The 13,461-nt window shown below is 65.4% G+C and carries 12 protein-coding genes; 8 read left to right on the top strand and 4 right to left on the bottom strand.

Annotated elements, in window-relative coordinates; genetic code table 11:
• The 4 genes from KDB67_RS11910 to KDB67_RS11895 form a co-directional block, all read left to right on the top strand.
• Positions 1-207 (top strand): helix-turn-helix transcriptional regulator (locus KDB67_RS11910; RefSeq protein WP_291015972.1); only part of this gene is annotated, 207 nt, incomplete at its 5' end.
• Positions 208-252: 45 nt separating this feature from the next.
• A complete protein-coding gene (locus tag KDB67_RS11905; RefSeq protein ID WP_291015970.1) occupies positions 253-1,365 on the top strand; it encodes an AAA family ATPase in 1,113 nt (370 codons plus the stop codon).
• Positions 1,365-2,600, top strand: a complete 1,236-nt coding sequence (locus KDB67_RS11900; protein ID WP_291015968.1) for a VWA-like domain-containing protein — start codon at positions 1,365-1,367, stop codon at positions 2,598-2,600. The genes KDB67_RS11905 and KDB67_RS11900 overlap by 1 nt, the downstream gene beginning before the upstream one ends.
• Positions 2,587-4,434, top strand: a complete 1,848-nt coding sequence (locus KDB67_RS11895; RefSeq protein ID WP_291015966.1) for a hypothetical protein — start codon at positions 2,587-2,589, stop codon at positions 4,432-4,434. Before KDB67_RS11900 ends, KDB67_RS11895 begins: the two co-directional genes overlap by 14 nt.
• Before the next feature lie 144 nt (positions 4,435-4,578).
• Here the strand turns inward: KDB67_RS11895 and KDB67_RS11890 are convergent, their stop codons facing one another.
• Positions 4,579-5,274, bottom strand: a complete 696-nt coding sequence (locus KDB67_RS11890) for a haloacid dehalogenase type II (RefSeq protein ID WP_291015964.1) — start codon at positions 5,272-5,274, stop codon at positions 4,579-4,581.
• Between the two features lie 131 nt (positions 5,275-5,405).
• On the opposite strand from KDB67_RS11890, the gene KDB67_RS11885 reads away from it, so the two are divergent.
• Positions 5,406-5,618 (top strand): hypothetical protein, encoded by a 213-nt coding sequence (locus KDB67_RS11885; RefSeq protein WP_291015962.1) that lies wholly within the window; start codon positions 5,406-5,408, stop codon positions 5,616-5,618.
• Positions 5,619-5,816: 198 nt separating this feature from the next.
• Here KDB67_RS11885 and KDB67_RS11880 read toward each other — a convergent pair whose 3' ends face one another.
• The gene (locus KDB67_RS11880) at positions 5,817-7,088 is read right to left on the bottom strand and encodes a serine/threonine-protein kinase (RefSeq protein WP_291015960.1); all 1,272 of its coding nucleotides are present in this window, start codon (positions 7,086-7,088) and stop codon (positions 5,817-5,819) included.
• Positions 7,089-7,164: 76 nt separating this feature from the next.
• On the opposite strand from KDB67_RS11880, the gene KDB67_RS11875 reads away from it, so the two are divergent.
• From KDB67_RS11875 to KDB67_RS11865, 3 genes are all read left to right on the top strand, one after another.
• The gene (locus KDB67_RS11875; RefSeq protein WP_291015958.1) at positions 7,165-8,250 is read left to right on the top strand and encodes an Rv2578c family radical SAM protein; all 1,086 of its coding nucleotides are present in this window, start codon (positions 7,165-7,167) and stop codon (positions 8,248-8,250) included.
• 240 nt (positions 8,251-8,490) lie between these two features.
• Positions 8,491-9,321 carry a hypothetical protein gene (locus KDB67_RS11870; protein ID WP_291015956.1) on the top strand — a complete coding sequence of 277 codons (831 nt, stop codon included), beginning with the start codon at positions 8,491-8,493 and terminating at the stop codon, positions 9,319-9,321.
• Positions 9,322-9,410: 89 nt separating this feature from the next.
• Complete coding sequence (locus KDB67_RS11865) at positions 9,411-10,952, top strand: DNA polymerase Y family protein (RefSeq protein WP_291015954.1); 1,542 nt, start codon at positions 9,411-9,413, stop codon at positions 10,950-10,952.
• Between the two features lie 4 nt (positions 10,953-10,956).
• On the opposite strand, the gene KDB67_RS11860 is transcribed toward KDB67_RS11865, so the two are convergent.
• Both KDB67_RS11860 and KDB67_RS11855 read right to left on the bottom strand, forming a co-directional pair.
• Complete coding sequence (locus KDB67_RS11860) at positions 10,957-12,339, bottom strand: FtsX-like permease family protein (RefSeq protein WP_291015973.1); 1,383 nt, start codon at positions 12,337-12,339, stop codon at positions 10,957-10,959.
• Positions 12,340-12,413: 74 nt separating this feature from the next.
• Positions 12,414-13,208, bottom strand: a complete 795-nt coding sequence (locus KDB67_RS11855; protein ID WP_291015953.1) for an ABC transporter ATP-binding protein — start codon at positions 13,206-13,208, stop codon at positions 12,414-12,416.
• Between the last annotated feature and the right edge of the window lie 253 nt (positions 13,209-13,461).

Here is a 13,461-nt window from a genome sequence, read left to right as displayed (position 1 = left end):
CTCGACCCCGAACTCGACTCGCTGACCCGCCGCGAGATGGAGGTACTGCGCCTGCTGGCCCGCGGCTACACCTACCGCGAGATCGCCGAAGAACTGTTCATCTCCATCAAGACGGTCGAAACCCACGCCTCCAACGTCCTGCGAAAAACCCAGCAGTCCAACCGGAACGCCCTCACCCGCTGGGCCGCCACCCGCCACATCGGCTAGCGACCGTGACCGGGCATGTCGTACCCGGCCGGTACGTTGCCCGGCATGACGACAGAGGCCTACCAGAACACCCTCGACGCACTCGGGCTGTGCGTGTCCGCGCGGATCCCGGTGATCCTGTGGGGCAATCCGGGTGAGGGTAAGACGTCGATGATCGAATCGGTGACCGAGCGCGGATGGCATGTGGAAACGGTCATCCTCAGCCAGAGCGAACCGTCCGATCTCGCCGGGCTGCCCGTCGTCTCGCCGGCCGGTGACGTGGTGCTCGCCGCACCGGCGTGGGCGCGGCGTCTCGCCGACCACGACGGGCCGTCGATTTGCTTCTTCGACGAGTTCAGCACCGCCCAGCCGTCCCTGCAGGCAGCTGCGTTGCGCATCCTCACGCATGGGCAGGTCGGCAATCTGCAATTGCCGGATTCGGTGACGTTCGTCGCCGCCGCCAACCCGGTCGATGTGGCTGCCGCCGGCTGGGATCTGGCCGCGCCCACCGCATCACGCTTCGTACATCTGGACTTCGCGATGTCCGTCGAGGTGTTCGCACAGGGTTCGGTGACCGGCCGGTGGCCCGCGCTGCTGACGTGGGTGTTGCCGGACGATTTCCGGGGTGCGGTCGCACGGGAGATGGCGTCGGTCGCGGGCTTCCTGCGGGCCCGCCGCAACCAGCTCAGCGTCATACCGAAAGACCACGCATCCCGGTCACGCGCGTTTCCGACACCCCGGACGTGGGAGTTCGCCGCGACCCTGGCTGCGCTGGCCCGGCACGTGGGCTGCTCCGACGACGTCGCCTCGCTCGTGGTGACCGGGGCGATCGGCGAGGCCACCGCGTACGAGTACCTGTCGTGGCGCGAGAATCTCGACCTGCCCGACCCGGACGCGCTGCTAGACGGCCGCGAATCGATCAGCTTCTCCGATGTGCGTGCCGACCGCGTATACGTCGTCTTGCAGTCCGTTGTTGCCGCGGTGGAACAGAATGTCACCGACGACCGCTGGACGGCGGCGATGCGGCTGTGCTGCCAGGCCGCGGCGCAGGTGAGTATCGATCCGGCCGTTCCTGCGGTGCGTGCTCTCGTGGCGCCCGGGAGCCGACCGATGTCGGCGACGGTGCCCAAAGAGATCTCCGTTTTCGCTCCTGTCCTGAAACAGGCTGGGCTGCTGTGATGTTCGACGACAACAAACTGACCGCCGCCCGGCTGTGGGTGATCAGTGCCGGACGCTCGGGCACCCGCTCACCGGACGGTCCGCGCAATCAGCCCTACCTGGCACGGGCACTGTACGCCCTGATTCCCACACCCAGCGACGACGTACTTCGGATGACTGTCGACGAAGGCTGGCGCCTTTACATGAACCCGGAATGGCTCGCCGCGGCGTCGGTGCCCGATGTCGGCCGGGAACTTGCGCACCTGGTGTGGCACCTAATCAACCGGCACGCCGACCGGGCCCGTGGCTGTGGGGTGAGTGAGTCAAGCGCATCGCGGTGGCGCCGGGCGGCGGACGAGGCCGTGGGGGAGTTCACAGACCCCGCCGGACTGCGCCCCTGTCATATCCGGCTCATCCGGAACGATACGCAGATCACCGTCGAAACCCGCTTCGAACAGCTCGCCGGCGACTCTGCGCCTGGAGCAGATTCTTGCGGGCTCGATGAATGCGGCAGCGGTGCCGACGGGATTTCCCGTTCCTACGAGAGCCCACGGACAACGGACCTGCCCCAGGTCAGTCGTGTCGACGGTGAGCTGATCCGGAGAGACGTGGCAACCGCATTCCTGCGGAGCGCGCACGGTCGTGGAACCGGCGGCTATATCGCGCTTGCCCGGTGGGCCGAGGAGATCGTCAATCCGGTGGTGCCGTGGCAGCAGATCCTCGGTGCGGCGGTCCGCGGTGCGGTCACCACGGCGACCGGCGGTGGCGACTACACCTATCGACGCCTATCCCGACGAACCGCCACCGCGCCGAACATCGTCCTGCCCAGTAGACAGCGAGTCATCCCTGAGATAGCCGTCGTCATCGACACCTCCGGCAGCGTCGACGAACGGATGTTGGGGCAGGCCCTCACCGAACTCGACAACATCGTGTCCACGCTGCAGATCTCCGAGCGAGGTCTGATCGCGGTGTCGGTCGACACGTCCGCCTACAACCTGAGGCGAGTCCGTCGCGCCACCGACATCGACCTGTTCGGCGGCGGCGGAACCGACATGACCGTCGGCATCGCCGCGGTCGCGGCACAACGGCCGCGCCCGGAGGTCGTCATTGTGTTCACCGACGGTTGCACACCGTGGCCGGCCCAACCGATCGCCGGAACAACCCTCGTTGCAGTACTTCTCGACTCCCGGAGTGGTGCACCACCGGCCACCCCGGAGTGGGCTATCCGCGTCGAATGTGTCGATGAGGCACTATGAGATCGCGGCCACTACACCAAACCAGCCAATGTCAGATTGGTGTCAGCTGATGGCCCTGTGCAAGTATCCACATGTACTGCGGCGGCCAGTTGCTGTGACAGTTACCTGTAATGGCGCGAAACATCTGTTCTCTGTGAACCGCGATTGGAGTGTCTCGAGCGAGCACAACCTGGAGCAGGATCGGCTTCTGGCTGTGCTTGGAGGCGAGGAACATCAATGTCTCAAACTGGAAATGTACGTCGGCAGGCTGCGTGAGCTCGCTGAGTTCCACGCGCGCCGCCGCAAGTACCCGATTCGATTCATCGAGCCGGGTGTATGGGAGGCGGACCTGGGCACGTACAATCGCCGGCGATTCATGAGTGTGCTCCTCGCCGGTGAGTTCATCCGCACTGAATGCGCACCTCCCGGCTATAGTACGGATGGTAGTTTTCAACTGCGTCCCGCGGTCATCGCTGTGTCGAGTATCCAGCGAGTACCGAGGTTGTGGGCACGGGCGGTTGCCTCGCTATTCGTGGAATCGAATGCCGCCGATATCCTGTGGCGATCGGGGATTCACCCACGTGTGGCGGCAGAGGACCTTTCGCGATTCGTCGGCCCGGAGGCATCTTTGATATCCGTCTTCGACTATGTGGAACAGTACTATTCCTCGGGTTCCTGCGTTCGTGGTGATTCGATTGATCATGGTGCGCAAGAGTATAGTTCGAACCTTCGAGACGAATCAATCAATGAGGTTGTGGTACCGCGACTGGTGGAAGAATTACTCAGCGACTCACGAGCTATGGCTGCGATCGCCAAGCGATCGCTTCTTCCCACTCCTCGGCATGACCATGGCAGTACCGTTCCGGGCTGTACAGTGTTTCCTGTGTTCGACCAGCCTTTGACGTCCGATATGATCAGCCAGGAAGCGGTGGCAAATGCGACCGGTCGATCCTCAACTGTGGAAGGAATCCTCAAGGTTCGGCGGAGTGAAGTCCGTGGGACGAGCGTTGTCGTCGTTGAGCACCTGGACGGAAGTCGGCTACCTACGGTGGTACCGTATTCTGGCGTAGACAAAGTTTCCATCAATGCGCCGGATCGGTCGAATCTCATCGCTGAACTCGCACGTGAACTTGTTTCCGGTGGTCTGCACCCTGAAATGAATGTCAGTGGTGTTCCGTACCTGGTAACTGGTGGCGAGTATGTACTGGCGCTGATTGCGATATTGGGTGGGGTCAAGGGCAGAGCGATATCGGACATTCGCGAGGATATGCTGGCCACGTTGTATATTCTCGTGCTTCGTGGGCATTTCCCGGACGTATATTCCAAGGTAATCCTGCGGATGGTGACTTCGATTTGGGTTGAGGAGTTCCCGGGAACCTGGGGGATGCGTGCCAAGGTTTGGTCTCATGACCTTGTGGTCTTTGACGTCACGAGGTCAGAACTGCCCGTCGATATCGAAAAACTGCGATCATCCGTCGATCAGCTCGTCGCAGAGCTATGCGACCAGCTATCCCGAAATATTGATGGACACGGCCTCACGGATGGGATCGTCGTATATGTACGGGCGCAGTATCTCATGTGTGACTGGGACGATGCGCGGGTGATACTTCGTCCGGGAAGATGGTCGGATCCTGACGATGCCTGGGAACTCGTCACGCAGGGCGATGTTCGCTCGAAGGTCCTGGGTATTCTTATGTTGCGAGCGTTCTTCGAAGTGACAGGACGGCGTCCGCTGACGATTGGGCTTCCATCAGGCTTCTTTACCGCCGATGACCGCGCGCAGGTGATGCGTGAATTATTTGATCTTGAGGAACTCTCTCTGGCGATCAGGATCGTTGATGGACGGAATATTTGAGACGATTCTCATCGATGTGCAAGGTCTTTATATAGTATCGCTGATGTCGACTTTACTATCCTGTCCGTGGTGGAATTCTTCGGGTCTGACTATTGAAGAGTGGATGTACCTATGAAGACGGACTGGTGTGGACTGGGCAGCGCGTCACATCGGGATAAGCTGCGCAGCAAGGTCATTCAGATCCTTGGCGTGAAAGTCATTGTGCGGTGAACCCGAATCGTCCTTGAGCACACCGCCCCATTCCTGCGGACGTTCGACGAACGCCGTGCGCAAACCGAATCCGCGGGCGGCGTCGAGATCGGACTGATGGGTGGCCACCATCAGTACCTGGCCGGGCTCGACTTCCATGAGTTCGGCTAATCCGCAATAGACTTCGCGGGCGGGCTTGTAGTGGCGCCACAGATCCGAACCGCCGATGAAATCCCAGCCGAAACCATTGCGTTTGGACATCTCGGTCAGCATCGCGACACTGCCGTTGCTCAACGCGCACACCGTGAACCGGGTGCGCAGCCGTGCCAGGCCATCGGCGGCGTCGGGCCAGCCGGGGATCTCGCGCCACGCCCGCACCAGTCGCAGGGCGTCGTCGTCGGCGATGGTGAGGCCCAAGTCGGCGGCCACCTCGTGCAATGTCTCGGTCTGCAGGTCGTCGAGGCCGCGCCACGGCAGGTCACCGGACTCCACGCGGGCCAGGATCGGGGCGTACTTGCCGCGCCAGCGCCACGCGAACTCGGCGGTGTCGACGCCGGGGGCGGCCGCTGCGACCGCACCGGAAATTCCGGTGAACCAGTCGGTGACGGTACCGAATGTGTCGAAGGCAAGGACGCGGATCTCGTTGGTCATCGGCCAAGTTTATCGGCGCCGGGTGGTCGATGGTTCTGATTTTCACGTATATTTTGAGGGTCAGTCTCACACCGGCCGACCGTCTGATTCGTTTCGCCGGCACGTTGGGGCCTGAGACCGAGGAGGCTGCGATGACCACAGCGGAACAACTGGAGGCGCGAGGAGAGGCCCGCGGGGAGGCGCGCGGGCGGGCCGGGTTGCTGATCGACATGCTTTCGCTCAAGTTCGGTGAGCTTGATGACGTGATCAAGGCTCGTATCGAGCAGGCTACCGCCGCCGAGATCAACAAGTGGAGTGCCCGCTTCGTGCAGGGGGCACCCGACGTCGATCACGTGATCGGTTAGGGCATGTCTCCCATATCCCTTTGCACGGTCTCGACGGCCCGCTGCACGCCTGGCTGCGTTGTCGTCGATCAACTATCCCGTCGCTGCGCTCGCCCGGCACGGTAGCGCCGCTACCGCTCTCTCCTCCGCCTTGCCAGCCGCACAGTGGATCCGCCGATACCGCACAGTGGATATGGGAGGCACGCCCTAGCCGGAAAGCTACTTGAGAAGGGCGATCAGGAGGATCGCCACGCCGGCCAGGACGACGAAGAAGGCGAACACCGACAGGGCCAGGGCGGTGGTCGAACTCTGCGGCTGTGGCCGGGGTTCGGGGAATGCGCCGGTCATCCGGTTGGAGCCGCCGACGTGTCCGTGGGTGGGGAAGCGCAGACGATCCGACGACATCGTCGGTGCGTAGGCCGAATCGGTGCTGTTGGCCGTCGACGGGAGCGGGCGGGTTCCGGGCGGGATTGTGCCCACGCCGCCAGTTCCCGGTTGGTTGCTCGGCGAATTCCTGGTCACCGGTGCTGTGGCCGCGGTCTGAGTACGTGGCTTCTGCATCCAGATCGGCAGCGCCCCATCCTTTTTGGTGAGGACGCCGGTGAGGACCTGATCCCTGCTGGTGTGGGTGGCGGCGGCCGCGACCGCGGCCAGCTCGTCACGGGCCTGCGCCATCGTGGGCCTGCGGGCCGGTGCCGGTTCCAGGAGCTTACGCAGGATCGGTTCGAGCGCACCGGCTTTGGTGATCGGATTGATCTTGGCGCGGGCCACCTTGTGCAGCAGCGCGAGGGAGTTCTCGTCGACACCGAACGGCGGCAGCCCCTCGAGCATCGTGTAGATGGTGGCGCCGAGTGAGTACACGTCCGACGCCTCGGACGGAAGCTGGCCACGGGCCACCTCCGGCGCGAAATAGGCGGGTGTACCGGTGACGATGCCGGTCTGGGTGAGGGTGACATCGTCCTTGGCGTGCGAGATTCCGAAGTCGGTGATCTTGACCAGACCCGCGTTGCGGCCGGTGTTGGCGATCAGGATGTTGCCCGGTTTGATGTCGCGGTGGATGATGCCGGCGGCGTGTGCGTCGACCATCGCGTCGGCCACCTGCGCGCCGATCTGTGCCGACTGGGCGACATCGATGGTGCCGGTGGCGTGCAAGATCTGCGCGACGCTGCGTGAGGGCAGATACTCCATCACCAGCCACGGCTCACCGCTGTCGAGGGCGACGTCGTGCATGGCGATCGCGTTGCGGTGCGAAAGCCGGGCCGCGATCCGGCCCTCACGCATCGCGCGCTGACGGATCGTGTCGGCGGTATCCTCGCTCAGCCCTTCGGTGGAGATCACCTGCTTGACGGCCACCTCGCGGTCGAGGAGCTGATCGCGGGCCAGCCACACCGTGCCCATGCCGCCACCACCGATCCTGGACAGCAGGCGGTATCGCCCGGCAACCAGGTACTGCGGACCTGGCACGCGGGGGTTGTCGGCAACCGATGACATGGCTGCATAATAGCCGTGACGCGGACCTTGAGTGCCCACTGTTGACAGTGAGTCGTACATATGTTCGACTTTCCTGGTGCGATGGGCGGATCAAGAGGTGTCGGTGGGCGGTGTGCCCGTCGACGACGGTGCCTTGCCCGGCCTGCAGCGATCGGGACTGGTTCGGTCGGTACGCTCACCCGATTTCGCCGGCATCACCTTCCACGAGGTGCTTGCCAAGAGTGCGCTCAACAAGCTGCCCGAGGGGGCACAACTGCCGTTCCGGCATACCGTCAACACCTTCCGTGGCTGTTCGCACGCTTGCAGGTACTGCTTTGCCCGGCCCACCCACGAGTACCTCGACCTCGACGCGGGGGTGGACTTCGACTCGCAGGTCGTGGTCAAACTGAACGTGGCCGCGGTGCTGCGCAAAGAGCTGCGCCGCCGATCGTGGACCCGGGAGACGGTCGCGCTGGGCACCAATACCGACCCCTATCAGCGGGCCGAGGGCCGGTACCGGCTGATGCCGGGGGTGATCGGGGCGCTGGCCGAGTCGGCCACACCGTTCTCGATCCTCACCAAGGGCACTCTGCTGCGCCGGGATCTGCCGCTGCTGCGGCAGGCCGCCGGCCGGGTGCCGGTGAGCATCGGTATTTCGCTGGCCGTCATCGACGCCGAACTGCAGAAGACACTCGAACCGGGCACGCCGTCACCGAAGGCGAGGCTGGCGCTGATAAGGGACGTCGCCGACGCCGGATTCGCCCCGCACGTCATGGTCGCTCCGGTGCTGCCGTACCTGTCCGATTCGGTCGCCGATCTCGACGCGCTGCTGCGTGCGCTGGCTTACGCGGGCGCCTCGGGTGTGACCGCATTTCCGCTGCATCTGCGCGGTGCCACCAAACCGTGGTTCCTCGACTGGCTGGCCGTCGAACATCCCCGGCTCATCCCGCGTTACCGCAGTCTGTACGGGCGGGGTGGGTACGTCACCAAGGAGTATTCGGCGTGGTTGCGGGAGCGGATGGCGCCGCTGGTCCGCAAGTACGGGCTCGGTGATTCCGGAGGGCTGTACGGTGCCGCGAGCAGCGGCCGGGTCGCGGCCTCCCGCGAAGTGGGCATGACCATCGCGGCAGAGCATGCGCTGGTGGCCACGCCCGAGCTCTCGTCGGCGCTCACCTTGTTCTGAGCGCCGGACGGCCAGATATGTCTGAAAGTATGTTCTGACCTGCTCTGACGGGCGATTGTCAGAGGCTCGGTCTACGATCGATCTCATCGAAAACTTGTTCGACTTGATGAGGGTTGGACGAGGTTTCGTTTCCCGGGACGACTGCTCCGGGATGCGCGGCATCTTCCCTGTAGCGCGCCACCCCACACCGGGCACCCGGCACATCGGGCACCCGACACGCACTGGGCACAAGGAGGAACGATGGGTAACCAGCAGGCGGTTGAGCGAGGGCTGACGATCGCAGAACGTGGGCCGGCCGGGCGGCGGGCCGAGGTCGATGCCGGTCACGAGGCGCGCATCGCGCAGTTGCGCCGACAACTGGCCGTCATGTCGGGACAGCCCGACCGGCCGTCGGCGGAGCGGGCGGATGTGTCGGTGATTCCGGTGCCTGTCGCGCTCGAACCGCTGTTTCCGTCCGGTGGGCTCGCCGCGGGGGTCGTGGTGGCCTGTGACGGTGCGCGGTCGGTACTGCTGTCGCTGATCGCTTCGGCGTCGGCTGCCGGCAGCCGGATCGCCGTCGTGGGCATGCCGCGGTTGTGCCTGTTGTCGGCGGTCGAGCTGGGCGCCGACCTGTCCCGGATCGCGACCATCCCGTATCCGGGCGCAGATCCGGTGGAGGTGGCCTCGGTGCTGCTCGACGGGATGGATGTGGTTGTGCTGAACCTGGCCGGGGCCTCGGTGGCGCCGTCCCGGACCAAGGTGCTGATGGGGCGCGTACGTAAACAATCGTCGACGCTGATCGTCACTGGAGGACACTGGCCGGGAGCCCGCACCAGTATCGATGCCGAGGTAACCGGATATCGGAACAGCTTGTCCCACAGTATTTCCGGTAGCGGTGTGGGGCGCAGCGGGATGGGCCGGATCGGGGGGATGCGGCTTCGGGTCAGTGCGCAGACCCGTGGCCGGAGCCGCAGCAGCGTCGACGTCGAACTGGTTGCCGACGGGTACGGGGCGGCACGGCGTGTCGGCCTGGTGCACACCGGTGGGCATTTGGCCGAGGTAACCGGTCCGGTGCTGGAAGTGGCCAACTGATGGGCAGCGCAACCTTTCACAAGGCATCGGCCCAGCGGGTGGCTGTTCGCCAAGGGGTGCCGGCTAGGAGGGGGCCGGCACAAAGGGTTTTGGCGCTGTGGTGCCCGGACTGGCCGGCGAGTGCCGCCGCCGCGGAAGCGGATCTGGCGCCGGACGTGCCGGTGGCGGTACTGCACGCCAACCGGGTGGTGGCGTGTTCGGCGTCGGCCCGCCGCAGTGGGGTGCGTCGCGGTATGCGGAAACGGCAGGCGCAGGCGGCCTGCCCGGAGATGGTGCTCACCGGCGCCGACGGCAACCGCGACGGACAGCAGTACGAGCCGATCGCGGCTGCGGTGATGGCGGTGGTGCCGACGGTCGAGGTCCTGCGGCCGGGGCTGCTGGTGATACCGCTGACCGACACCCTGTGCCACCACCTCGGTGAGGAGCAGAAGATCGCCGAACGGCTGACCGACGTCGTCGGAGCGTGCGGTGCCGAGGCGCAGGCCGGGGTGGCCGATGAGATGTTCACCGCGGTGCTCGCCGCGCGGCGCGGGCAATGCGTCGAGCCGGGCGGTGACGCGGCCTGGCTGGCGCCGCTGCCGATTGCGGAGCTGGCCGTCGAACCCTGCTTCGACGGGCCCGGTCGGTCTGAACTGGTGGATCTGCTGCGCAGGCTGGGGATCGCCACGATCGGTGCGTTCGCCGGGTTCCCGATCCGCGATGTGGCCACTAGGTTCACCGCCGATGCCGTTGCCGCGCACCGGCTGGCGAATGCGGCACCGGCCCGGGGACCGGTGGGCGGACACATCCAGGAAGACCTGGCGATCGAGTACGACTGCGATCCGCCGATCGACCGGGTCGACGCCGCCGCCTTCGTGGGTCGGCGCCTGGCCGAGGAGCTGCATCGCCGGCTGGCCGCGGTATCGATGTCCTGCACTCGGCTCACCGTCGAAGCGGTGACCCAACTGGGGCAGCGTCATTCGAGGACCTGGCGGGCGGTGACACCACTGACCGCCGACGATATCGCCTGCCGGATCCGCTGGCAGCTCGACGGCTGGCTCACCGGTGGTCGAGGGAGTCACGTGCAGCGGCCGGATTCTCCGATCGTGATGCTGCGGCTCGAACCGGTGGAGGTGATCGGTTCCGGCGCAATGCATTACGCCCTGTCCGGGTACGGTCTGCCCGAGTCGGAGGTGGACAGTGAACGGGCCCGGACCGCGCTCGCCCGGGTGCAGGGGCTGCTCGGTGGCGACGCTGTCAAGATCCCCGTGCTCAGCGGTGGTCGGGGCCCGGCGGAACAGGTGAGATTGGTAACGCTGGGCGAAGACGCTGTGCCCCAAGGTGATCCGCTGGCCCCGTGGCCGGGACGGCTGCCACAACCCGCCCCGGCCACCATGGCGGCGGCCGCCGTCGCGGTACTCGACCCGGACGGCGATCCGGTGCGGGTATCGGCCCGGGGCGCGTTCAGTGCCGAACCGGCTCTGATCGTCGGACCCCGGAAATGGTCGGTGCAGTGGTGGGCCGGACCGTGGCCCACCGGTATCGACGGTGTCGGGGTCAGCGCCCGGGCGCAGGTCCTACTCGACGACGCCCGGGCACTGCTGCTGCACTACCGATCCGGAGGCTGGACAGTGGAAGGGGTCTACGAGTAGTTGGTCAGGCGACGGCGAGGGCGTCGACCGGTGATACCGCCACTGCCCGGCGGCTCGGGGGCAGTGACGCCACCACGGCCAGTGCGAAGGTGCCCGAGATGATCGCCACCAGCACGCCCCACGGCAGCCCGATCGGCATACCTGAGGACAGGTGGCCGATCAGTGACTGCGAGGCGATGCTGCCGAACACGATTCCGGCGAGCAGCCCGCACACCACCGCGGTACCGGTGAGCGCCAGGGACTCGCGGAAGATCATCGAACGCACCTGCCGTGCGGTGAAACCCATGGCCCGCAGCATGCCGATCTCGCGGGTCCGGGAGATCACTGTCAGCGACATCGTCGAGATGAACCCGACGGCGGCGATGATCACCGAGATCGCGATGATGGCGACGAGCACGGTCGTGGTGATCGACAGGATCTTGTCGTTGGTGGCGATCTCCTCGGGTGTCAGATCGGTCCAGTTGTTCCGGACCGCCTTGTGCAGCGATGTCATACCCGCGGCGATGGAGGTGACCAGGGTGACACCGATGAGCAGACCGACGGCCGACCGGGTGGTCCGGGTGGGGTCGCTGACCGCGTTCTTGCGGGCCAGCACCGCGCTCGGGCTCGCACCCACGGCCCGTCCGCACACCGATACCAGGCGCGGAACGATGACGGGGGCACTGATCAGAAAACCTACGGATACCAGTGCGGCCCCGAGAAATGCCGCGAAAAATCCTGCTGTGGAACCATTCTCACCCATCCGGCAGGCCAGACCCAGGATCAGGGCACCGAACGCGGCTGTCCCGGCGGCGATTACGGGACGCCACCTCGGCACGCCGCGCCGTACGGTCTGCAGCGCGGCCACCGAGGCCAGGGTGCGACGGGTGCCCACGAATGTGGCCACGACGGCGGTGCCGACGACGGCCAGCGCGGCTGGGACGACCATGACGGTGATCGCCGAATAGTCGGCCTCCGGTATTTTCCCGTTGTGCACCAGAATGATTCGGGTGATATCGACGGCAACGGTACCGACGGCGATGCCGACCGCCGCGCCGACGGCGGCCACTGCGCCCACCGCCCGGACCAGTCCGGCCCGTAGTTGCCGGCCGCTTGCGCCGATCAACCGGAGCAGCGTCAGTTGTCCGCGACGGCCCGCGATAACGGTGTCGACGCCGTTGCTGATCACGATCGCCGACACGAACAGGGCGATCAGGATGAACACCGATGCCACCGCGGAGAGCACCTGGCCGATCGGGTCGTCGCCCTCGGCCCGGCTGACGGTGTCGAGCAGATCGGCGGCACCCAGCAGCGCCGCGGAGTACGCCGCCCCGATTCCGCACACCACGCCCACCGTCGTCAGTTCACGCAGCGATCCGATGGTGAGTTTCGGGCTGGTTGCCGTGATTTCCCGATTCGTCATCGATAGTCCGGTCATCGTCCCTGCTCCTGCTCCTGTCGTTGTTGTCCCTGTCGTCATTGTCACCGTCGTGCCTCCTGCAGGCCGATGATGATTTCGGAGATCTGCCGGGGATCGAGCCCCCGGTATTCGCCGACGATCCGCCCGTCGGCGAGCATCAGGATCCGGTCGGCGTACGAGGCGGCGACCGGATCGTGGGTGACCATCGCGATGCCCTGACCGTATTCGTGAGCCGCGGTGGTCAGCAACGCCAATACCTCACGGGCAGTGCGGGTATCGAGAGCGCCGGTCGGTTCGTCGGCGAGGATGATCGACGGACGGTTCGCAAGTGCCCGCACGATGGCGACCCGCTGCTGTTGCCCGCCGGACAGTTCTGCCGGCCGGTGATCGAGGCGCTCACGCAGGCCGAGAACACCGATCAGGTGGGCGATCCACGCCTGTTGTTCGGGGGTGATCGGGTTTCCGGACAGGATGAACGGCAATTTGATGTTCTCGTTGGCCGTCAGTGTCGGAATCAGGTTGAACGACTGGAAGATGAAGCCGATATGCTTGCGGCGCAACAGGGTACGACCGGTGTCGTCGAGGGTGCCGACCGGCTCGCCTGCCAGCAGGATCTGTCCGGCGGTGATCTCGTCGAGTCCGGCGATCACGTTCATCAGCGTCGACTTGCCCGAACCGGACGGGCCCATGATCGCGGTGAACTCCTGTCGGTACAGGTCGACCGAGACATCACGCAGCGCGTGCACCGGATTGGCCGGATCGCCGTAGGTGCGGGAGACCTCACGCAGGACGACGGCGGGGGCGTGCTGTTGCCGGGGCTGGGGGATACGTGGTCGTGTGTGCGTGTGAATTATCATGTCAATGACGCTATTTCGCATTCACGGTGCGCGCATCGGCCCCGATGACGAAATCCGGCACCCGGCTGGGATGACCGTCATACATCTCTGGATGTACGGCGGTACCAGGGTTGGGAGCCCTATCTCGCCGGACCCTTCGAGACGCGGTCGGCTCGCAAGCTCGCGCGACAGCCCTCAGGGATCAAGAAGGTGGATGAATCACTGTGACCGGTTCATGCCGTGCGATGGTGCTCAGGGATCAAGAAGGTTGTGG

Origin of the sequence: Gordonia sp. (in: high G+C Gram-positive bacteria) (assembly GCF_020438995.1) — a bacterium.
Lineage (GTDB): Bacteria > Actinomycetota > Actinomycetes > Mycobacteriales > Mycobacteriaceae > Gordonia.
This window is presented reverse-complemented; position numbering and strand designations above follow the sequence as displayed.